The 21,323-nt window shown below is 71.3% G+C and carries 15 protein-coding genes and 2 tRNA genes; 12 read left to right on the top strand and 5 right to left on the bottom strand.

Annotation, left to right across the window (positions count from 1 at the left end; all coding sequences use genetic code 11):
• Nucleotides 1–95 precede the first annotated feature (95 nt).
• A complete protein-coding gene (locus tag ABZX96_RS11995; RefSeq protein ID WP_355541939.1) occupies nt 96–1,910 on the top strand; it encodes a serine/threonine-protein kinase in 1,815 nt (604 codons plus the stop codon).
• Here the strand turns inward: ABZX96_RS11995 and ABZX96_RS12000 are convergent.
• Nucleotides 1,874–3,346, bottom strand: a complete 1,473-nt coding sequence (locus ABZX96_RS12000) for an amino acid permease (RefSeq protein WP_355541942.1) — start codon at nt 3,344–3,346, stop codon at nt 1,874–1,876. The genes ABZX96_RS11995 and ABZX96_RS12000 overlap by 37 nt on opposite strands.
• A 276-nt stretch (nt 3,347–3,622) precedes the next feature.
• Between ABZX96_RS12000 and ABZX96_RS12005 the strand changes: the two genes are divergently transcribed.
• Both ABZX96_RS12005 and ABZX96_RS12010 read left to right on the top strand, forming a co-directional pair.
• Nucleotides 3,623–4,111 carry a ribose-5-phosphate isomerase gene (locus ABZX96_RS12005; RefSeq protein WP_355541945.1) on the top strand — a complete coding sequence of 163 codons (489 nt, stop codon included), beginning with the start codon at nt 3,623–3,625 and terminating at the stop codon, nt 4,109–4,111.
• 257 nt (nt 4,112–4,368) lie between these two features.
• The gene (locus ABZX96_RS12010) at nt 4,369–5,178 is read left to right on the top strand and encodes a DNA-formamidopyrimidine glycosylase family protein (protein ID WP_355541948.1); all 810 of its coding nucleotides are present in this window, start codon (nt 4,369–4,371) and stop codon (nt 5,176–5,178) included.
• Between the two features lie 322 nt (nt 5,179–5,500).
• Here ABZX96_RS12010 and ABZX96_RS12015 read toward each other — a convergent pair whose 3' ends face one another.
• Nucleotides 5,501–6,790: a GNAT family N-acetyltransferase gene (locus ABZX96_RS12015; protein WP_355541951.1), complete on the bottom strand. Its 1,290-nt coding sequence runs from the start codon at nt 6,788–6,790 to the stop codon at nt 5,501–5,503.
• A 127-nt stretch (nt 6,791–6,917) separates the two neighbouring features.
• Here ABZX96_RS12015 and ABZX96_RS12020 point away from each other — a divergent pair, with 127 nt between their 5' ends.
• Both ABZX96_RS12020 and ABZX96_RS12025 read left to right on the top strand, forming a co-directional pair.
• Complete coding sequence (locus ABZX96_RS12020; protein ID WP_355541954.1) at nt 6,918–8,060, top strand: PP2C family protein-serine/threonine phosphatase; 1,143 nt, start codon at nt 6,918–6,920, stop codon at nt 8,058–8,060.
• A 370-nt stretch (nt 8,061–8,430) separates the two neighbouring features.
• Entirely contained in the window at nt 8,431–8,625 is a 195-nt protein-coding gene (locus ABZX96_RS12025) for a hypothetical protein (RefSeq protein ID WP_355541957.1), read from the top strand.
• Nucleotides 8,626–8,902: 277 nt separating this feature from the next.
• On the opposite strand, the gene ABZX96_RS12030 is transcribed toward ABZX96_RS12025, so the two are convergent.
• Nucleotides 8,903–8,976: transfer RNA gene (locus ABZX96_RS12030), tRNA-Gly, on the bottom strand.
• A gap of 159 nt (nt 8,977–9,135) precedes the next feature.
• Between ABZX96_RS12030 and ABZX96_RS12035 the strand changes: the two genes are divergently transcribed.
• From ABZX96_RS12035 to clpX, 5 genes are all read left to right on the top strand, one after another.
• Nucleotides 9,136–9,212, top strand: a tRNA-Pro gene (locus ABZX96_RS12035).
• A 537-nt stretch (nt 9,213–9,749) separates the two neighbouring features.
• Entirely contained in the window at nt 9,750–11,144 is a 1,395-nt protein-coding gene (gene tig / locus ABZX96_RS12040; protein ID WP_355541959.1) for a trigger factor, read from the top strand.
• A 328-nt stretch (nt 11,145–11,472) separates the two neighbouring features.
• Nucleotides 11,473–12,075, top strand: coding sequence for an ATP-dependent Clp protease proteolytic subunit (locus ABZX96_RS12045; RefSeq protein WP_355542146.1), 603 nt, complete (start codon nt 11,473–11,475; stop codon nt 12,073–12,075).
• A gap of 71 nt (nt 12,076–12,146) precedes the next feature.
• Entirely contained in the window at nt 12,147–12,794 is a 648-nt protein-coding gene (locus tag ABZX96_RS12050; RefSeq protein ID WP_355541962.1) for an ATP-dependent Clp protease proteolytic subunit, read from the top strand.
• A 171-nt stretch (nt 12,795–12,965) separates the two neighbouring features.
• Complete coding sequence (gene clpX / locus ABZX96_RS12055) at nt 12,966–14,255, top strand: ATP-dependent Clp protease ATP-binding subunit ClpX (RefSeq protein WP_355541965.1); 1,290 nt, start codon at nt 12,966–12,968, stop codon at nt 14,253–14,255.
• A gap of 73 nt (nt 14,256–14,328) precedes the next feature.
• Here the strand turns inward: clpX and ABZX96_RS12060 are convergent, their stop codons facing one another.
• Nucleotides 14,329–15,330, bottom strand: coding sequence for a hypothetical protein (locus ABZX96_RS12060; RefSeq protein WP_355541968.1), 1,002 nt, complete (start codon nt 15,328–15,330; stop codon nt 14,329–14,331).
• Nucleotides 15,331–15,575: 245 nt separating this feature from the next.
• On the opposite strand from ABZX96_RS12060, the gene ABZX96_RS12065 reads away from it, so the two are divergent.
• On the top strand, nt 15,576–18,197 hold the full coding sequence (locus tag ABZX96_RS12065; protein WP_355541971.1) for a valine--tRNA ligase: 2,622 nt from the start codon (nt 15,576–15,578) through the stop codon (nt 18,195–18,197).
• 81 nt (nt 18,198–18,278) lie between these two features.
• Here the strand turns inward: ABZX96_RS12065 and ABZX96_RS12070 are convergent, their stop codons facing one another.
• Nucleotides 18,279–19,514, bottom strand: a complete 1,236-nt coding sequence (locus tag ABZX96_RS12070; protein WP_355541974.1) for a hypothetical protein — start codon at nt 19,512–19,514, stop codon at nt 18,279–18,281.
• Nucleotides 19,515–19,789: 275 nt separating this feature from the next.
• On the opposite strand from ABZX96_RS12070, the gene ABZX96_RS12075 reads away from it, so the two are divergent.
• Complete coding sequence (locus ABZX96_RS12075; protein WP_355541977.1) at nt 19,790–21,238, top strand: penicillin-binding protein 2; 1,449 nt, start codon at nt 19,790–19,792, stop codon at nt 21,236–21,238.
• Nucleotides 21,239–21,323: the final 85 nt, after the last annotated feature.

Genomic DNA, 21,323 nt, shown 5'->3' on the forward strand with positions numbered 1-21,323 from the left:
GGGGGCTGGGCATGGTGGGGAATTCGAGCGGTCTGGGTCACGGGCGTTTGGCTGCCGGTCGCTACCGTCTGACGGAATTGATCGGTCAGGGCGGAATGGGCCGCGTTTGGCGCGCCCGGGACGAAACCCTGGACCGGTGGGTGGCGGTCAAGGAAATCCGCATCGACGAACTCGCCGGCGAGGAGGGCGCGATCCAGCGCGAGCGCAGCCTCCGCGAGGCGCGCGCCACCGCCCGGATCGACCACCCCAACGTCGTCCGCGTCTACGACGTGGCCGAGGAGGGCGACCGGCTCTGGATCGTCATGCAGCTGGTGCCCTCCCGCTCCCTGGAGCAGGTCCTCGTCCAGGACGGGCCGCTCACCCTGGTCGAGGCCGCCCGGATCGGCCGCGGGCTGGTCCGCGCGCTGCGCGAGGTGCACGCGGTGGGCGTCCTGCACCGCGACATCAAGCCGGGCAACGTCCTGATCGACGACCGCGGCGGGGTCGTGCTGACGGACTTCGGCATCGCGGCCGTCCAGGACGCGGCGGCGCTGACCATGGCCGGGATGCTCATCGGCTCGCCCGACTACATGGCGCCCGAGCGGGTCGAGGGCCGCACCCAGGGCCCGCCGTCCGACCTGTGGTCGCTGGGCGCCACGCTGTGCGCCGCGCTGGTCGGCGAGTCACCGTTCAGCCGGGGGACGACCCTGGCGACCCTGCACGCGGTGCTGTACGAGGAGCCGCAGATTCCGCCCGCCGCCGGACCGATGACCGGCATCCTGACCGCCCTCTTCCGCAAGACCCCGGAGGACCGCCCGGACCTGGCCGCCGTCGAGGCGGCCCTGGCCCCGCTGGCCGAGCCGGTCCCGGACACCGCCGCCGCGCCCGCCCCCTCCGAGCCGCCGCAGGCCCGCACCCCGACGGTCACGGACGTACCGGCGGGGACGACCCCCGGGTGGGCGGAGCCGGAGCCGCCGGAGAAGGCCGAGGACGCGTACGAGAAGTCAGGCGGCACGGCCGGACGGGAGGGGACGGCGGACGAGACGGACAAGACGGACGAGACGGCGGCCGGGACGGGGCAGGCAACCGCACCCGAGCGCGAACGGACCGCACCCGAGGCCGCACCGACCGGCGCCCCCGCCGAACACGACGCCACCGTCAAACTCGGCCACCGACCCCCCACCGAGCCCCCGAGCCCCCCACCCGAACCAGCGGAAGCCGCCACCCCCGAAGCCCAGGCCACCCCACCCAAACCCGCCGAAACGCCTGAAACGCCAGAGCTCCCCGCCACCACCACAGCCCCCACTCCCCGCCGCCCCCCACGCTCCCGCCGCGGCAAGCGCACCGCCCTGGCCGCCCTCGCCGCGACGCTGGTCGCCGGGGCGGCGGTGGCCGGCATCCTCGTCACGCAGGACGACGGCCGGAAGGGCGCCCCGCCCGCGGCGGAGAGCAGCGGCCCGCAGAGCCCGCCCACCCGAACCGAGCCGAGCGCCGGCACCACCACCCCACGGGGCGAGCGGCGCACCGAGGACGGGTTCAGCTGGGTGCCGCCGGCCGGCTGGAACCGCACCGCGGAGTCGCCCAGCGACGTCACGTACAGCACCACCGACGGCGCCGTCCTGATCTCGGCCCGCCAGAACGCCTCCTCCGGCGGCGACCTCCTGGCCATCTGGCGGCAGTACGAGCGGGAGCAGCACGACGTGCCGGGCTACCGGAAGATCCGCCTGGAGCGCTCGACGTTCCAGGGGCACCCGGCCGTTGTCTGGGAGTTCGCCTACCTGAGGGACGGCGACAAACCGGCCCACGGGCGGCAGCTCGGCTTCCGCACGAAGTACCGGACCTACCAACTCAACGTCTGGTATCTCGACTCCGTCGAGGCGCCGGCCCTGCGCGCCTACGAGCGGGTCAAGGCGTCCTTCCGCACGTCCTGACCGGGCTCGCCGCCCGTGCCGCGCGCCCGGCGCCGCCGGTCCCGCACCAGCCCGACGGCCAGCACCAGCACGCCCGCCACCACGGACAGCACCATCTGCTCGCGCCCGTCAGGGTCGTAGAACATGTAGCCCACCACGAACAGGATCAGCGCGATCGTGGCGTACGTCAGGTACGGGTACATCCACATCCGCACGGTCAGCCGCTCCGGCGTCTCGCGCTCGATGACCTTGCGCATCCGCAGCTGCGAGAAGCAGATCACCAGCCAGACGAAGAGGGCCACCGCGCCCGAGGAGTTCAGCAGGAACTGGAAGATGGTGTCCTTCGAGGTGTAGCTGAAGATCGTCGCGACGAATCCGAAGGCGACCGAGGCCCAGATGGCGACCGCCGGCACGCCGCCCTTGTTGACCCGCGCGAACGACCTCGGCGCGTCCCCGCGCTCGCCGAGCGAGAAGGCCATCCGGGACGCGGTATACAGGCCGGAGTTCAGGCAGGACAGCACGGCCGTCAGCACGACCACGTCCATGACCGTGCCCGCGTACGGGATGTCCAGCGACCGCAGCACGGCCACGTACGGGCTCTCCGCGACCGCCTTGTCGTCCCACGGCAGCAGCGTGACGATCACCGTGATCGAGCCGATGTAGAAGAGCGCGATCCGCCAGATGACGCTGTTGACGGCCTTGCGGACGGCCCGCACCGGGTCCGGCGACTCGCTCGCCGCCAGGGTGACGATCTCGCTGCCCATGAAGGAGAAGACCACCAGCAGCATCCCGGAGAGGATCGCCCCGGGCCCGTTCGGCAGGAACCCGCCGTGTCCGGTGAGGTTGCTCAGGCCCACCGCCTCGTCCCCCGGCGGCAGCCCGAAGATCGCCAGCGCGCCGACCAGGATGAAGACGACGATCGCCACGACCTTGATCCCGGCGAACCAGAACTCGAACTCGCCGAAGGACTTCACCGAGACCAGGTTGGTGCCCGTCAGCACGATCATCACCAGCAGCGCCCAGGCCCACTGCGGGACGGCCGGCACCCAGTTGGTGAGGATCGCCGCGGCGGCGGTCGCCTCGACGGCCAGCACCACCGACCAGAAGAACCAGTACAGCCAGCCGATCGTGAACCCCGCCCAGCGCCCCAGCGCCCGGTCCGCGTACGCGGAGAAGGACCCGGAGGTGGGGGAGGCCGCGGCCATCTCGCCGAGCATCCGCATCACCAGGACGACCAGCAGGCCGGTCAGCGCGTACGAGATCAGGATGCCGGGACCGGCGGCGGAGATGCCGGCCCCGGAGCCGACGAACAGCCCCGCGCCGATCACGCCGCCGATGGCGATCATCGACAGGTGGCGGTTCTTGAGCCCGGCCTGGAGGCCGTCCGGCGGCGGGGAGCCGCCGCCGGTGTGCTCGGTCGTCCGGCCCGTCGTCGGAGCGGGTGGAAGCGCGCCCATGTGTACCGTCCTTGTGTGGATGGTCCGACTTGCGTGGATTCCTCCGCGTGGTGTGCGGGGTTCCCGCATTAGAAACCGGTTGGCGTCCGTTAAGGAAGAAACGATTCCAATTCGTTGTACGAATGTCCTGACGTGCACGGGCCGCCGAGCGGGTCGCGGGCCGCCCCGGACCGGCCTCCCCAGCCCCTCGCGTAACACACGTCACATTCCCCGGCCGTTCCCCGGTACGCCGACCCGCGGCGCCCGTCGCGCACGCTTCGTGCCACACTCGGACTCATGCGCGTGTATCTCGGCTCCGACCATGCCGGTTATGAACTGAAGAACCACCTCGTCGACTGGCTCAAGGCCCAGGGCCACGACCCCGTCGACTGCGGCCCCCACATCTACGACGCCCAGGACGACTACCCGCCGTTCTGCCTGCGCGCCGCCGAGAAGGTCGCCGCCGACCCGGAGGCCCTGGCCGTCGTCATCGGTGGCTCGGGCAACGGCGAGCAGATCGCCGCCAACAAGGTCAAGGGCGTCCGGGCCGCGCTGGCCTGGAGCGAGGAGACCGCCCGCCTGGGTCGCGAGCACAACAACGCGAACGTGGTCGCGGTCGGCGCCCGGATGCACAGCCAGGACGAGGCCACCAAGTTCGTCGAGGTCTTCCTCGCCACCCCGTACTCGGGTGACGAGCGGCACACCCGCCGCATCGACATGCTCGCCGCCTACGAGACCACCGGCGAGCTGCCCCCCATCCCGGCGCACCACCCGCAGCAGCCGTAACGCCGCCGCGCGCTCCGTAAGGAGCCGCGCCCAGCCGTGACGGGCCCCGCGCGCTCCACCGGGAGCCGCGCCCGGCCGTGACAGGCCGCGCGCCCCACCGCGAGCCGCGCCCGGCCCCGCGTTCCCGTCCGCCCACCGAGGCGGGCGGGAACGCGTCGCTCCGGCCCCCGACCCGCCGCCTCCGGCCCCCGACCCGCCCGCCTCCGGCCCCGAGCCCATCCGGCTCCGGCGCCGGCCCACCCGAGGAGCGCCGTCCCATGCCCGAAGGGCACACGATCCACCGCCTCGCGCTGGACCACCGTGCCCGCTTCGAGGGCGAACGGCTGCGGGTGAGCAGCCCGCAGGGCAAGTTCTCCGACGGCGCGGCGCTGCTGGACCGGCAGGTCATGACCACCGCCGAGGCGCACGGCAAGCACCTCTTCCTCGGGTTCGGCGGGACCGGCTGGGTCCACGTCCACCTCGGCCTCTTCGGCAAGCTGGACTTCGGCGCGGGCGCCGCGCCGCCGCCCGCCGAGACCGTCCGGCTGCGCCTGGCCACCCCCACGGCGTACGCGGACCTGCGCGGCCCCACCACCTGCGCGCTGATCACGGACGAGGAGAAGCGCGCGATACACGACCGGCTCGGCCCGGACCCGCTGCGCCCGGACGACGACGGCGAACGGGCCTGGAAGCGGATCTCCCGCAGCCGCACCACCGTCGCCGCCCTGCTGATGGACCAGAAGGTCATCGCGGGCGTAGGCAACGTCTACCGCGCCGAGGTCCTCTTCCGGCACGGCATCGATCCATACCGCGCGGGCCGCGACCTCACCCGGTCCGAATGGGACCTCATCTGGTCGGACCTGATCGAGCTGATGCGCGAGGGCGTCCGGAACAACCGGATCGACACCGTCCGCCCCGAACACACCCCCGAGGCCATGGGCCGCCCGCCGCGCGTGGACGACCACGGCGGCGAGGTCTACGTCTACCGCCGCGCCCGCCAGGCCTGCCACATCTGCGGGGACGAGATCCGCACCGCCGACCTCGCCGCCCGCAACCTCTTCTGGTGCCCCACCTGCCAGCGGCCCTGACGCACGGCCCGCACGGGCCGACACCGGACCTGAACGGCCCTACGGACCCGAACAGCCCACGGACCCGAACGGGCCTAAGGACCTGAACGGCCCCACGGTCGGTCACCGGCCGCCGCCGGGCCGCCGCGACCCCGCGACCCGCGACCCCGCGCCTGCGCCCCCGCCCGCAGGCCCGTCGGCGGCCACGCGAAACCCCACGGCCGACAGCGGCAACCGGCCGGCAGGCGCGCCCGCACGGGTCCTCCCCGGACCCGCGTCAGCCGCCCCGGCCCCGCGTCAGCCGCCCCGGACCCGAGCGGCCCGCCCGGCCCCGTCCACCGGCTCAGAACCCGTGCGGCAGCCACGGCTTGACGTCCGACCCGAAGGCCACCGACGCCTCCCGCAGCGCGCCCTGCCGCACCTCCCGCACCCGCCCGGCAGCCGCCAGCGCGGTCAGCGCGTAGCCGCCCAGGTAGACCGAGCCCAGGTCGCGGGCGGACAGCGTCAGCTCGGCCGGGTCCGAGGTGCGCTCGCACACCGCGCCCTTGCCGTCGCCGGACAGCCGCCAGCGGCCCTCGTTCCACGGGCAGAACGGGTCGGTGACGTCCAGCACCACGTCCACCGGCGTCGCGTACGTCCGCGCCGCCAGCGCCGCGCCGACGTCCACCGTCCGGACGAACATCGACTCGCGGACGCCGACCTGGCACCGGCGGATGTCCGACACCAGATGCAGCACCGGGTCGTCCGCGGGCAGGTTGCGTACGAAGACCTTGGTGGTCAGGTCGATACCGGCCAAGTAGCGCCACAGGGCCGCGTACACCACCGGATCCAGCGCCTCGACGTCCCGGACCAGCACCGTGCCGTCGGCCCCGCCCGGGCCCCAGTCCGACTTGATCGCGTACCGGGCGTAGCCGCGCGGTTCCCCGTCCACCTCGGCCAGCACGCACAGCAGCACGCCGGCGCCGTGGCGCTCGCTCTCCGGGTCGAGGATGGGCTCGCGCTCCCAGCCGGGCTGCCGGGCGAGCATTCCCGGCCGCCGCGGGACGAGCCGGGCGTAAACCCGCTCGCACGCCTCCAGCCCCTCCTCCGGCGTGACGAGCCGCATGCGTACCTCGTCCACGTGGTGGGCGGGACGGCCTCCGTCGGCGCCGTGGCCGTCGGGCAGGGTGCCGGGCTCCTTGATCTCCGGTGTGGCGAGCGTCACGCGCGTCGTGTCGACGGTCACCGAGATGGCCTCGGTCGCCGCGCCGTACCCGAATCGGCCGTAAATGGCCGGTTCCGACGCGGTCAGCACGGCCAGCGGCTCGTTCCGCTCCCGTACGTCCGTCAGTTGACGCCGCATCATCTGGCGCAGCAGCCCCCGCCGACGGTGCGTGGACTGCACGCTGACCATCGTCACACCGGCCGTCGGGACCAGCGCGCCACCCGGCACCGTCATCCGGAAGGAGAACGCCCCGGCCGTGCCGACGCACTCGTCACCGTCCCAGAGCGCGAGGGACCGCTCGGTCTCGGTCAGTTCTTCATACAGCCCGCGTTCCTCGGGCGACTCCACCACCGCTCCGAAAGCACGTTCCAACCTTCCGTACCAGTGGTCCCACTGTTCCGGCCGCAGTGTCCGTAACTCCGTCGTCATGCGTCATGGCTAGCAGGACGCCTTCCGTCCGCGCGACCGTATTTCGAACGTGATTTCCGCGGAAACGCCCGTAGAGGCGTGCCGCGAATCGACGCGTCCCCGAACGGGTGGATAAGGTCCCAGAGCAATGGCGAGCGGTACGGGAGCGGAGTCCCTGACGGCCCGGATGCGCAAGGCGATGCACCGGGTCCGCATCGGCGTGCGCAAGGCCGGGGTCGACTACTTCCGCGGCGACGGCTCCGACTGGGTGGCGCTGGTCGCCCTCCTGCTCGCCATTCCGGCCATCGCCTGCGGCACCATCTGGCGCCCCGACTGGATCGCGCCGGCCGCCCTCGTCCTCCCGGTGATCGCCGGCGGCCTGCTGCTGCGGCCCGCCAACCTGCTCACCCTGTACGGGACCTCGGCCGCCGCCCTGATCGTCGAGGCGTCGCTGCTCGGCCCGTACGACGAGGGCCCGGAACGCATCACTCCGGGCACCGTCCTGGTGATGGCCGCCGTCGGGCTCTTCGGCCTGCTCATCGCGCAGTTCCGCAGCCGGGTCGGGGTGCCCTGGCGGCGCGGCGGCACCATGCTCTTCGACCTGCGCGAACGCATCCGCGTCCAGAGCAAGCTGCCCAAGCTCCCCAAGGGCTGGCACCACGAGATGGCGCTGCGCCCGGCCGGCGGGCAGTCCTTCTCCGGCGACTTCGTGGTGGCCTCCCGCACCCACGGCGGCAACATCCTGGAGGTCGTCCTCACCGACGTCTCCGGCAAGGGCATGGACGCCGCCTCCCGCGCCCTCCTGCTGTCCGGCGCCTTCGGCGGGCTCCTGGGCTCCCTGCCCCCGCACGGCTTCCTCCCCGCCGCCAACGGCTACCTGCTGCGCCAGGACTGGGACGAGGGCTTCGCGACCTCCATCCACCTCGTGCTGGACCTGGAGTCGGGCGACTACGAGCTCCTGTCGGCCGGTCACCTCCCGGCCCTGCAACTGAGCGCGGGCACCGGCCGCTGGGAGGAGAAGGCCGCCGAGGGCCCGCTGCTCGGCGTGTACGACGGCGCCCAGTTCGACCCGGTGAAGGGGACGCTGCGCCCCGGCGACGTGCTGATGCTCTTCACGGACGGCCTGGTGGAGGCCCCGGACCGGGACATCGCCGAGGGCATCGACCGCCTGACGGGCGAGGCGGACCGCTACGTTCCCGGCGGGTTCGCGGGCGCGGCCTGGCACCTGATCGAAGCGGTGGCCAAGGACGTCAATGACGACCGTGCGCTCCTCCTGATCTGCCGGGACTGACACCGGCGCCCCCGCCGTCCCACCGGACGGACGGGTTCCGGCGTTCCCCGCGGCCCCATCCAGCACACCCGTAAAGGCCGATTTCCCCGGCCCGTCCGGTAATGTCCCACCGATTCCCGGCCAGCGGGAGCGAAACGATCCGGCCGATCACCCGAACCCGGTCTCCACCTCGTCACCACGCCCGCACGGCCCTCATGCACGCGTCTCAGGGGTCACAACTGCACACAGGATGTGCAAAGCCTTGGCCGATGATTCGCCACCCGCCTCCACTGGGCAGGGAGTTGGTGGCACGATGGGTGCCGAGCGGGGGTATGCGCGGCTGCATGCTTCCGAGGCCGGCGAGGCGATCCGACCAAGGGTGTGATGAGTTGTGGCTCTTTCGCTTTCAGTGGTGCTGCTGTTGGGGATCATCATGATCGTCCTGATACGGGGCAAGTCACTCAAGGCGGGACCGGCGTTCGTCGCCGTCCTTTTCGGTTTCTTCCTGGCGTCCACCGGCATCGCCCCGTCCATCAACCGGTTCTTCAACTCGGTCGCCGAGACCATCAACAACATCAGCTTCTAGCGCCTTCGCCTCCGCCGGCGCCCCGCCCCGCCCCGCCATCCGCACGACCCGCAGGACGTGCGGTTCGCCGGCGCCCCCGTTCCCGGACGCCGGGACGGCCACGGGGCGGACGACGAGAGGGCCGCGCCCGACCGGGGGCGGCCCGCCTTCCATGAAGGGCGTCCCGCAGTCCGGGGTGTGGTGGTTGCCACACCCCTCTTCCGTGCTGGTCGGGGCCGGGTGCCGCCTCCGGCCGCCGACGCGAGAAGGCCCCCTGGAACACCAGGGGGCCTTCTGCTGGAGCGGGCGACGGGAATCGAACCCGCGTAGCCAGTTTGGAAGACTGGGGCTCTACCATTGAGCTACGCCCGCGAGCGCCACCGGTCACAGGGACCTCGGCACGCACTGCATCGTAGCGGGTCCGGGCGGTTCATCGCACACCCCCTCCGTGTGCTTCCGTGCGCTCCCCCTCCCGTCGCAACAATTGGCGGTCGGGCAGCCCGCGGCCATGTACCCTACGTGTCGCACCGACGGGGTGTGGCGCAGCTTGGTAGCGCGTCCGCTTTGGGAGCGGAAGGTCGTCGGTTCGAATCCGGCCACCCCGACCAGGAAGCCGGGAGCTCAGGCTCCCGGCTTCACGCATGACGTCCTTCGCGAAGGATCGCGGACGTCCGAAACCATGCGGTCCCCTCGGGCCCATGGTGTATGGCGCACCGGCCCGGGTTTCCCGGTCCCGGCGCTCCGCACGGAGCCCTCGGACCGTACGGCACCGGGCCGCCGCCCGGTAGGGGCCGGATGGCCTACGCCGGGTCACCGGGGAGCGCGTCGCCCGGCGGCGGAGGGCCGCCGGGGCCAGGCCCGCGGGCGGCGCCCGGAAAGCGGCCCGTGAGGGCGTGTGACGGCGGAGCCCGCAGGCCGTGCGCGGGGCGCCGGCCGCCGCACGGGTGGCCCGGAGCCCCGGGAGGGGGCGGCCGGGTGCGGAGGCGGGCGAAGATCACGTTGTGGGGGGCCTCCCGCTTGCGGTTACTATGCAAGCTGCTTGCCCGTGTGTCTTTCTCCCGGGCGCGATCCGCCGGAAACCTGGCCGACAGGCACCGGAAGATCCCAAGCGAAACCCCAGAAGTCAGCCCCAAGGAGACCGAACCGTGAAGAGCGCCGTGGAGACCCTGAACCCGACCCGGGTTCGGCTCACTGTCGAGGTGCCCTTCGAGGAGCTCAAGCCCAGCCTCGACGCGGCGTACAAGAAGATCAACCAGCAGGTCACGGTGAAGGGCTTCCGTCAGGGCAAGGTCCCGGCCCGGGTCATCGACCAGCGGTTCGGTCGTGGCGCCGTGCTCGAAGAGGCCGTCAACGACGCGCTCCCGAAGTTCTACACCGAGGCTGTCAACGAGGGCGAGCTCAACGTCCTCGGCCAGCCCGAGGTCGACATCACCGAGCTGAAGGACGGCGAGCTGCTGACCTTCACCGCCGAGGTCGACATCCGCCCGGCCCTGGAGATCCCGGACTACTCCGGCATCGAGGTCGAGGTCGACTCCGTCGAGGTCTCGGACGAGGACGTCGAGAAGTCGGTCGAGCAGCTCCGTGAGCGCTTCGCCTCCACCTCCCCGGTCGAGCGCGCCGCTGAAGAGGGCGACGTCGTCACGATCGACCTGGAGGCCAAGGTCGACGGCGAGGTGCTGGAGGACGGCGTCGCCAAGGACGTCAGCTACACCATCGGCTCCGGCGAGCTGCTGGACGGCATCGACGAGGCCGTCAAGGGCCTGGAGGCCGGTGGCTCGGCCACCTTCACCTCCGAGCTGAAGGGCGGCTCCGCCGCCGGCAAGGAGGCCGAGGTCACGGTCAAGGTCTCCGCCGTCGCCGCCCGTGAGCTGCCCGAGCTGGACGACGAGTTCGCCCAGATGGCGAGCGAGTTCGACACGCTGGACGAGCTGAAGGCCGACAGCCGCAAGCGCCTGGAGCGCATGAAGAAGTTCGACCAGGCCACCCAGGCTCAGGAGAAGGTCCTGGACGAGCTGCTCAAGCTCGTCGAGGTCCCGATGCCCGAGAAGCTGCTTGAGGACGAGATCCGCACCCGCAAGCACAACCTGGAGCACCACCAGCTCGGCCAGATGGGCCTCGACCTCGCGAAGTACCTGGAGATCCAGGGCAAGACCGAGGAAGAGTTCGACGCCGAGACCAAGGAGCAGGCGGAGAAGGGCATCCGCACCCAGTTCATCCTGGACGAGCTGGTCTCCAAGGAGAAGCTGAACGTGAGCCAGGAGGAGCTGACCGAGCACCTCCTGCGTCGCGCCCAGTCCTCCGGCATGTCCCCCGACCAGTTCGCGCAGGCGGTCGTCGAGGGCGGCCAGGTGCCGATGCTCGTCGGTGAGGTCGCCCGCGGCAAGGCCCTGGCGCTGGTCGTCGAGGCCGCCACCGTCAAGGACACCAACGGCGAGGTCGTCGACCTGGACGACGACGAGGACGAGACCGCCGAGACGGTCGAGGCCGCCGCCGAGGACGAGGCCAAGGACGAGGCCGCCGCGGAGAAGAACGAGGGCTGAGCCCCCCGCCTCCCGGTCACCCGGTGACCTGAGGACGGGCCCGGACACGCACGCCCGCGTGTCCGGGCCCGTCGTCGTCCCGGGAGGGCCGGCCCGGGCCGCCCGTCCGTGCCGCGTGCGGCGGGCGAGCCTGCGCTCACAGCGAACAGTTATCGATGCGGGATGGCGTTGCCCTACCTGCGCGTTAGGGTCCGTAGATACGAGGGCAGGGGAGTCCCCGAATCCGCGCCGGGCGCACGAGACGGCGCGACTCCCCGCGCCCCAGAAGACGACGCTGAGACGGCCGTCGGCCGTCCGACAACGAGCAGGTGGACACGTGACGATCCCGATGCCTTCCGCCGCCGCTGAGCCGACCTTCGGTGGCCTCGGCGACCAGGTCTACAACCGGCTGCTCGGCGAGCGGATCATCTTCCTCGGCCAGCCGGTCGACGACGACATCGCCAACAAGATCACCGCGCAGCTGCTGCTCCTGGCGGCGGACCCGGACAAGGACATCTTCCTCTACATCAACTCACCGGGCGGCTCGATCTCGGCCGGCATGGCGATCTACGACACCATGCAGTACATCAAGAACGACGTGGTGACGATCGCCATGGGCCTGGCGGCCTCGATGGGCCAGTTCCTGCTGAGCGCCGGCACTCCGGGCAAGCGGTTCGCGCTGCCGAACGCGGAGATCCTCATCCACCAGCCCTCCGCGGGCCTGGCGGGTTCGGCCTCGGACATCAAGATCCACGCCGAGCGGCTGCTGCACACCAAGAAGCGCATGGCCGAGCTGACGGCCCTGCACACCGGCCAGACCGTCGAGCAGATCACCCGCGACTCCGACCGCGACCGCTGGTTCGATGCCCACGAGGCCAAGGAGTACGGCCTCATCGACGACGTCATGACCACCGCCGCCGGCGTTCCGGGCGGGGGCGGCACCGGAGCCTGAGCAGCCCCGGGCCACGCGCCCCGCAGCCGACCCCAGCCCACTTGATCGCCATCAGGACGGTGAACCCCCAGATGAACAACACCAGCGGCCTCTACGAGGGCCCCAGCGCCGAGTCCCGCTACATCGTTCCGCGGTTCGTGGAGCGCACCTCGCAGGGTGTGCGCGAGTACGACCCGTACGCGAAGCTCTTCGAGGAGCGGGTGATCTTCCTCGGCGTGCAGATCGACGACGCCTCGGCCAACGACGTCATGGCGCAGCTGCTGTGCCTGGAGTCGATGGACCCGGACCGCGACATCTCGATCTACATCAACTCGCCCGGCGGCTCCTTCACGGCGCTCACCGCCATCTACGACACGATGCAGTTCGTCAAGCCCGACATCCAGACGGTCTGCATGGGCCAGGCGGCCTCCGCCGCGGCCGTGCTGCTCGCCGCCGGCACGCCCGGCAAGCGGATGGCGCTGCCCAACGCGCGGGTGCTGATCCACCAGCCGTACAGCGAGACCGGCCGTGGCCAGGTCTCCGACCTGGAGATCGCCGCCAACGAGATCCTGCGCATGCGCGCGCAGCTGGAGGAGATGCTGGCCAAGCACTCCACCACGCCGATCGAGAAGATCCGCGACGACATCGAGCGCGACAAGATCCTGACCGCCGAGGAGGCGCTCTCCTACGGTCTGGTCGACCAGATCGTCTCGACGCGGAAGACCTCCGTCTCCGCCTGACCGCGCTCCCGGCGAACGATGCCGGGAAGACGCCCCCTTGGACCGGGGAGGACCGAGTGAACCAAGTCGGTCCAAGGGGGGCCCGAACGGGGGGCCCAGCAAGGTACCGTCGATAGGCAAGCACCCGGGTCCGCGGAGCAATGCGGATCCCAGGCGAAGGGGAAGCACCTCGTGGCACGCATCGGTGACGGCGGCGACCTGCTCAAGTGCTCGTTCTGCGGAAAGAGCCAGAAGCAGGTGAAGAAGCTCATCGCGGGACCTGGTGTGTACATCTGCGACGAGTGCATCGACCTCTGCAACGAGATCATCGAGGAGGAGCTCGCCGAGACCTCCGAGGTGCGGTGGGAGGAACTGCCCAAGCCGCGCGAGATCTACGAGTTCCTGGAGAGCTACGTCGTCGGGCAGGAGCCCGCCAAGAAGGCGCTCTCCGTCGCCGTCTACAACCACTACAAGCGGGTGCAGGCGGGCGAGAACGGCGGCGGGCGCGGCGGCGACGACGGCATCGAGCTGGGCAAGTCCAACATCCTGCTGCTGGGCCCCACCGGCTCCGGCAAGACGCTGCTCGCGCAGACGCTCGCCCGGATGCTCAACGTCCCCTTCGCGTTCGCCGACGCCACCGCGCTGACGGAGGCCGGGTACGTCGGCGAGGACGTGGAGAACATCCTCCTCAAGCTCATCCAGGCCGCGGACTTCGACATCAAGAAGGCCGAGACCGGGATCATCTACATCGACGAGATCGACAAGGTCGCCCGCAAGAGCGAGAACCCCTCGATCACCCGCGACGTCTCCGGCGAGGGCGTCCAGCAGGCCCTGCTGAAGATCCTGGAGGGCACCACCGCCTCCGTACCGCCGCAGGGCGGGCGCAAGCACCCGCACCAGGAGTTCATCCAGATCGACACGACGAACGTGCTGTTCATCGTGGGCGGCGCGTTCGCCGGGCTGGAGAAGATCATCGAGGCGCGGTCCGGTGCCAAGGGCATCGGCTTCGGCGCCACGATCCGCTCCAAGCGCGAGATCGAGACCCGCGACCCGCTCCGGGACGTCATGCCCGAGGACCTGGTCAAGTTCGGCATGATCCCGGAGTTCATCGGCCGGCTGCCGGTGCTGACCTCGGTGCACAACCTGGACCGCGAGGCGCTGCTGCAGATCCTGGTCGAGCCGCGCAACGCGCTCGTCAAGCAGTACCAGCGGCTGTTCGAACTCGACGGCGTGGAGCTGGACTTCGACCGCCCGGCGCTGGAGGCCATCGCCGACCAGGCCATCCTGCGCGGCACCGGCGCGCGCGGCCTGCGCGCCATCATGGAGGAAGTCCTGCTGTCGGTGATGTACGAGGTGCCGTCCCGCAAGGACGTGGCCCGCGTCGTGATCACCGCCGACGTCGTCCACTCGAATGTCAACCCGACGCTGGTCCCGCGCAGCCGGGGCGGCGAGTCGGGGGAGCACCACGAGAAGAGCGCCTGACGCTCGCTGTGTACGCGTAGGAGGGGCCGCCCGGGATCGGGCGGCCCCTCCTTGTGTCAGCTGTGCGCGGTGCTCAGAGTTCCTTGCGCATTTCGGTGCGGATCTTCGCGGTGGTCTCGGCGAACTGTTCGGCGCTGGGGGCCTTCTCGGTGGGGGCGACGCCGCTGACGACGCCGATGGCGCTGGAGTCGCCCCAGACGCAGGTGTAGCCCACGAAGCTCTTGCGCTGTCCGTCGGGCGTCGCCGCGGTGCTCTTCTTCGCACCGCACTTCATGATCGCGCCGTCGAAGCCGCTGGGCGAGTACTCGGTCATCGGCGTGATCGTCTCCACCGCCGCGCCCTTGGACTGCTTCTTCTGCGAGTCCTCCACCTGGGCGAAGGTCTGGGTGACCACGCTCTCCGGGTCGCCGATCGTGCCGTAGATGCCCGTCATGGACAGGATCTCGGACTTGTCGGAGCTGCCGTAGGTGGCGGTGACGCCGGTGCTGTCGGTGATGCCCATGGCCTTGAGGTCCTTGTCGTTGGACAGGCCCGTCTTGCCCTCCAGCCCGCCGCCGTCGGGGTTCTGGATCTTCGTGTACTTCCCGGCGAGCAGGGTGTCCGCCGCGACGAGCTTGTACGGCTTGACCTGGCCGCGTGCCCCGAAGGCGAAGTACGCGCCCACGGCGACGGCCACGACCACGGCCACCCCGCCGATGATCAGCTTGGTCTTCTTGCTGCCGCCCGGCCGGCCGTTCGCGTTGCCCGCGCCGCCGTTGGCGGCGGGCGGGGTCTGCCCGTAGGGGGCCTGGCCCTGCTGCCCGTAGGGGCCCGGCTGCTGGCCGTACGGCGTCTGGGGAGCCTGCTGCCCGTAAGGAGCGGCCTGCGGGCCGTACCCGCCGCCCTGCTGGGGGTGGGCCGCCGGGGGCGCCTGGTGCGGGGAGGCGTAGCCGTGCTGCGGGGGAAGCTGGCCGCCCTGGGACGGGTAGCCGGGGCCGGGCTGGGCGGCCGGCTGGCCGTACGGGGCCTGCTGCCCGTACGGGCCGGGCTGCGGCTGCTGGCCGTACGGCCCCGGCGGCGGCTGGTTGTAGCTCATGGAGCGGTTCCCCTCGTGACGGCGGTGCATGACGGTGGTGCGTGACCACGTGCCCGTGAGCACGTCGGAATGACCGCACGGGCGGCGGTCCATGATCCACCCGCGCGACGGCAGGTCAGAAGTGACGGGTGTGACCGCGGGGGCCCGTTGGGTCCCCCACATCCTGTACGACGCGGCCGGCGGCCGGGGCTCCGGGGGCGAAACCGATTCGAGGCCGCGACTTCCGCGCCCGTACAATCTGCCTCGTGACCGAGAACACTCAGCATCAGCCAGCCAGCCCCCCCGAACTGCCGACCCAGTACGCGCCGGCCGAGGTAGAGGGGCCGCTGTACGAGCGCTGGGTAGAGCGGGGTTACTTCGAGGCGGACGAGAAGAGCGAGAAGCCGCCGTACACCATCGTCATCCCGCCGCCGAACGTCACCGGCAGCCTGCACCTCGGCCACGCGTTCGAGCACACGCTGATCGACGCGCTGACCCGCCGCAAGCGGATGCAGGGCTACGAGACGCTGTGGCAGCCCGGCATGGACCACGCCGGCATCGCCACCCAGAACGTCGTCGAGCGCGAGCTCGCCAAGGACGGGCTGTCCCGGCACGACCTGGGCCGCGAGGCGTTCGTCGAGCGGGTGTGGCAGTGGAAGGCCGAGTCCGGCGGGCAGATCTCCGGCCAGATGCGCCGCCTGGGCGACGGCGTGGCCTGGTCGCGCGAGCGCTTCACCATGGACGAGGGCCTGTCCAAGGCCGTCCAGACGATCTTCAAGCGGCTCTACGACGACGAGCTGATCTACCGCGCCGAGCGCATCATCAACTGGTGCCCGCGCTGCCTGACGGCCATCTCCGACATCGAGGTGGAGTACCAGGACGACGACGGCGAGCTGGTCTCCATCCGCTACGGCGAGGGCGACGCGTCCATCGTCGTGGCCACCACGCGCGCCGAGACGATGCTCGGTGACACCGCCGTCGCGGTGCACCCCGAGGACGAGCGGTACGCCCACCTCGTCGGCACCGAGATCGAGCTGCCGCTGACCGGCCGCCGCATCCCCGTCGTCGCGGACACCCACGTGGATCCCGCGTTCGGCACCGGCGCCGTCAAGGTCACCCCGGCCCACGACCCGAACGACTTCGAGATCGGCCGCCGCCACGACCTGCCCAGCCTCACCGTCCTGGACGAGCGCGGCGTGATCACCGCGCACGGCCCGTTCGAGGGCCTGGACCGCTTCGAGGCCCGGTCGGCCATCGTGGCCGCGCTGCGCGCCGAGGGCCGCATCGTCGCCGAGAAGCGTCCGTACACCCACTCGGTCGGTCACTGCTCGCGCTGCAAGACGACGATCGAGCCGCGGCTGTCGATGCAGTGGTGGGTCAAGGTCGGCCCGCTGGCCAAGGCCGCCGGGGACGCGGTGCGCGACGGCAAGGTCGCCATCCACCCCAAGGAGATGGAGTCCCGCTACTTCGGCTGGGTGGACAACCTGCACGACTGGTGCATCTCGCGCCAGCTGTGGTGGGGCCACCGCATCCCGGTCTGGTACGGCCCGAACGGCGAGGTCGTGTGCGTCGGCCCGGATGACGAGGCGCCCACCGGCGAGGGCTGGACGCAGGACACCGACGTCCTGGACACCTGGTTCTCCTCCGGCCTGTGGCCGTTCTCCACGCTGGGGTGGCCCGAGAAGACGCCGAGCGTCGAGAAGTTCTATCCGAACTCCGTGCTGGTCACCGGGTACGACATCCTCTTCTTCTGGGTCGCCCGGATGATGATGTTCGGCCTGTACGCGATGGACGGCACCCCGCCGTTCCACACGATCGCGCTGCACGGCATGGTCCGTGACCAGTTCGGCAAGAAGATGTCGAAGTCCTTCGGCAACGCGGTCAACCCGCTGGACTGGATGGACAAGTACGGATCGGACGCCGTCCGCTTCACGCTCGCCCGCGGCGCCAACCCGGGCGTGGACGTGCCCATCGGCGAGGACTGGGTCCAGGGCTCCCGCAACTTCGCCAACAAGATCTGGAACGCGACCCGCTTCGCGCTCATGAACGGCGCCACGGTGGAGGGCGACCTGCCGCCGGCCGAGGAGCTGTCGGCCACCGACCGGTGGATCCTCTCCCGCCTGAACACGGTCGTCGCCGAGGTGGACGCGTACTACGACGACTACCAGTTCGCCAAGCTCTCGGACACGCTCTTCCACTTCGCGTGGGACGAGGTCTTCGACTGGTACGTCGAACTGTCCAAGACCACCTTCGCCGCGGGCGGCCCGGCCGCCGACGCCTCCCGCCGGGTGCTCGGCGAGGTGCTGGACGTCACGCTGCGGCTGCTGCACCCGATCGTCCCGTTCGTCACCGAGGCGCTGTGGACGGCGCTGACCGGCCGCGAGTCGGTCGTCGTCGCCGAATGGCCCAAGGACAGCGGCTTCCGCGACGCGGCGGCCGAGCGGGAGATCGAGACGGTCCAGCAGGTCGTCACCGAGGTCCGCCGGTTCCGCTCCGACCAGGGCCTCCAGCCCGGCCAGAAGGTCCCGGCCCGCCTGGACCTGGACGGCACGGCGCTGGCCGCGCACGAGGCCGCGATGCGCTCGCTGCTGCGCCTCCAGCCGGCCGAGGAGGGCTTCACCGCCACGGCGTCGCTGCCGGTCGCCGGGGCCACGGTGGCCCTGGACCTGTCCGGCGCCATCGACGTCGAGGCGGAGCGCAAGCGGCTGACGAAGGACCTGGCCGCCGCCGAGAAGGAGAAGGCGCAGACCACCGCCAAGCTCGGCAACGAGGCGTTCCTCGCCAAGGCGCCGGACCAGGTCAAGGACAAGATCCGCAAGCGGCTGGAGACGGCCGAGGCGGACATCGCCCGCATCACGGCGCAGCTGGAGTCGCTGCCGAAGGCGTGACGCCAGGGCCTTGAGACGGACGCGGGGCGCGGTCGGGATTTCCCGGTCGCGCCCCGTTCGTATGGGGAGGCGCCGGCCCCGTCAGCGCCCGGGCGGCGTCCCCGGTGCGGGGGCCGACTCCGGTGCCGGCTCCGTCGCCGGGATGCTCGGTGTCGGCTGCGGCTCCGTGGGGAACACCCGGGAGAGCGTGCGCGCGGGCAGGCCCGGTGGGCGCTTGCCGGTGCCGCGTTCCCGTACGGGCCACAGCAGGACGTAGGCCGTGGAGAGGGCGACGAAGCCCAGCCGGATCAGGCCGCGGGCCGAGTCGCTGGGGACGACGAAGACGCTGCCGTACAGGATGATCAGCGCCAGCCAGCTCCACCACGGGACCAGCCACCGTTGCCCGATCACGTCCCACAGCAGGGTGCCCAGCAGGACGGACGCCGTGTAGTACGTGTAGACGCTCGGGTCCAGGACGATGCGGGCGTTGGCGCCCAGCAGCACCACGGCCGCCCACCGGCCGCGCCACACCGCCAGGCACCCCAGCACCAGGCCGAGCGCGAACTGCGCGGGCCGGTCCCAGCCGGGGGTCTCCGGGTCGCCGACGCCGAGCCAGCGCAGCGCCGACGCGGGGTGGTTCGGTATGGCGAACTTCGCGGCTGCGAACGATTGCGCGTCCACGATGAAGAACGGCAGCCACGCCACCGCCACCAGACCGGCGCACCACAGTGCGGCCCGCAGCCACTTCTCCTTCGGGAGGGCGAGCAGCAGCGGGACGAAGGCCAGCGCGGTGGGCTTGGAGTCCATCGCCAGGGCGAGGAAGACGCCGGTCAGCGCGGCGTTGCCGCGGGTGAGCGAGCGCACGGCCAGGGCCGTGAAGAACAGGGCGAGGACGTCGTCCAGGTGCCCGAAGCGGACCGCGACCTCGATCCACATGGGGATGAAGGCGAGCCCGGCTATCAGGACGCGCTGCCGCAGCCGCTGGTGGTTGATGCCCGAGCCCAGGAACCGCTGGGCGGCGCTGCGGCCCGCGAGCACCAGGATGACGAGCCCGAGGAAGGACATCAGGGCCGCCGCCAGGAACTGCCCCGTGTGCTCCGGGAACGGGTTGAACAGCCCCGCCACCAGGAAGCTGACCGGGCCCATCTGGAGCTCGGGGTGGTGCGCGTAGAGGTTGAGGCCGCCGGTGCCGTCACCGGAGGAGCCCTGGTAGATCAGCTCGCCGCCGGTGCGCAGGTAGTGCCAGGAGAAGCCGCCGTTCGGCTCGACGACGGCGAACCAGAGGATGGTCCAGGCGGTCAGCAGCACCAAGTGCATCCGCTGACTGATGGCCGGCATACGCACGCTGTTCCGCTCCCGCTCTTCCGCTGAGGTCTTCCGGGGCCGCGCCGGGTCTCTCTCGGGGCCCTGGGGGATTCTCCCTGGGGGGAGTGGCCCGGTGATCAGGAGGGGTGGAGGTTTCCGCTGGGCACCGGTGATTTCTCACTTTCCGTTACGAGGCTTTCTCACCCACCTCTCATGTAGCGGCGGAACCATAGGGCTGTTTCCGGCCGTTTTCCGGGAAAAGCGCACGAATGCCCTTTCGAGAGCACAGCGAGGAGTCGCCGCCCCCTATGAACAGAGCACTGCGCCGTGTCTCGGTCTTCTGTCTCGCGTTGGTGCTCGCGTTGCTCGCCTGGACCACCTGGATCCAGGGGGCGACGGCGAGCACGTACCAGAAGGACCCGCACAACCCCCGGGTGACGATCGCCAAGTACGCCCGCCCCCTGGGCAACATCCTGGTCGGCGCGCAGCCGGTGACGGGCTCCGCCGCGACCTCCGGCAACCTGAAGTACAAGCGCACCTACACGGACGGGCCCCTGTACGCGCCCGTCACCGGGTTCTCGTCCCAGGTGTACGGCAGCACCCAGCTGGAGAGCCTGTACGCCGACGTCCTCGACGGCACCGACAGCCGTCTGAAGAACCCGGCCGGCGCGCTGACCCGCGAGCGCCCCAAGGGCGGCGACGTGGCCACCACCATCGACCCGAAGGTCCAGAAGGCCGGCTACGAGGCGCTCGGCGGCAAGACCGGCGCGGCCGTCGCCCTCGACCCGGCGACCGGGCGGATCCTCGGCATGGTCAGCACGCCCTCGTACGACCCGGGGAAGTTCGCCGGGTCCGGCACCGCCGACCAGAAGGCGTGGCAGGCGCTGGAGCAGGACGAGGCCAAGCCGAACGTCAACCGGGCGCTGCGGCAGCCGTTGCCGCCGGGGTCCACCTTCAAGCTCGTGGTGGCCGCCGCCGCGCTGGAGAACGGCCTGTACACGTCCGTGGACCAGCCCACCGCCAGCCCCGACCCGTACACCCTGCCCGGCACCCGGACCGTGCTGCGCAACGAGAGCGCGTCGGCGCCCTGCGAGAACGCGACGATCCGCACCGCGCTCCAGTACTCCTGCAACACCGTCTTCGGCAAGATGGCCGCCGACCTCGGCCAGAAGAAGGTCGCGGCCCAGGCGGAGAAGTTCGGCTTCAACGACGGGAAGGTGGACACCCCCGTACGGGCCGCCAAGAGCGTCTACCCCTCCGGCATGGACCAGGCGCAGACCGCGCTGTCCGGCATCGGCCAGTTCGACGACCAGGCGACGCCGCTCCAGATGGCCATGGTCGTCTCCGCCCTGGCCAACGGAGGCGAGCTGAAGACTCCGCAGCTGGTCGACAAGATCACCGACGGGGACGGCAACACCATCGAGGAGAAGGCCCCGAAGACGTACGGCACGGCGGTCTCCGGACGCACCGCCGAGCAGCTCCGGTCGGCGATGCAGACGGTGGTGGAGAAGGGCACCGGCTCGAACGCGAAGATCGGCGGGCTGACGGTCGGCGGCAAGACCGGTACGGCCCAGCACGGGGTGGACAACGCGGGCACGCCCTACGCGTGGTTCGTCTCCTACGCGCAGGACGACGCGGGGCACCAGGTGGCGGTGGCCGTGGTCGTGGAGGACGGCCACGCGGCCCGCAACGAGGTCTCCGGCAACGGGCTGGCGGCGCCGATCGCGCGGGCGATGATGGCGGCGGCGTTGAAGTAGGGGGCTGAGGGGGTGCCCGAGGGGGGCTGCGGGGGTGCTTCGCTTCGGGTGACGGGTGACGGGTGACGGGTGACGGGTGACGGGT

It is taken from the genome of Streptomyces sp. NPDC003077, assembly GCF_040611095.1.
Lineage (GTDB): Bacteria > Actinomycetota > Actinomycetes > Streptomycetales > Streptomycetaceae > Streptomyces.

Excerpts from the sequence above, each read along its gene's own strand:
- ABZX96_RS12070 (WP_355541974.1), bottom strand. The coding sequence starts at position 19,514 with ATGCCGGCCATCAGTCAGCGGATGCACTTGGTGCTGCTGACCGCCTGG.
- ABZX96_RS12050 (WP_355541962.1), top strand. The coding sequence starts at position 12,147 with ATGAACAACACCAGCGGCCTCTACGAGGGCCCCAGCGCCGAGTCCCGC.
- ABZX96_RS12005 (WP_355541945.1), top strand. The coding sequence starts at position 3,623 with ATGCGCGTGTATCTCGGCTCCGACCATGCCGGTTATGAACTGAAGAAC.
- ABZX96_RS12015 (WP_355541951.1), bottom strand. The coding sequence starts at position 6,790 with ATGACGACGGAGTTACGGACACTGCGGCCGGAACAGTGGGACCACTGG.
- ABZX96_RS11995 (WP_355541939.1), top strand. The coding sequence starts at position 96 with ATGGGCCGCGTTTGGCGCGCCCGGGACGAAACCCTGGACCGGTGGGTG.
- ABZX96_RS12010 (WP_355541948.1), top strand. The coding sequence starts at position 4,369 with ATGCCCGAAGGGCACACGATCCACCGCCTCGCGCTGGACCACCGTGCC.
- ABZX96_RS12060 (WP_355541968.1), bottom strand. The coding sequence starts at position 15,330 with ATGAGCTACAACCAGCCGCCGCCGGGGCCGTACGGCCAGCAGCCGCAG.
- ABZX96_RS12045 (WP_355542146.1), top strand. The coding sequence starts at position 11,473 with ATGCCTTCCGCCGCCGCTGAGCCGACCTTCGGTGGCCTCGGCGACCAG.
- ABZX96_RS12000 (WP_355541942.1), bottom strand. The coding sequence starts at position 3,346 with ATGGGCGCGCTTCCACCCGCTCCGACGACGGGCCGGACGACCGAGCAC.
- ABZX96_RS12020 (WP_355541954.1), top strand. The coding sequence starts at position 6,918 with ATGGCGAGCGGTACGGGAGCGGAGTCCCTGACGGCCCGGATGCGCAAG.
- ABZX96_RS12075 (WP_355541977.1), top strand. The coding sequence starts at position 19,790 with ATGAACAGAGCACTGCGCCGTGTCTCGGTCTTCTGTCTCGCGTTGGTG.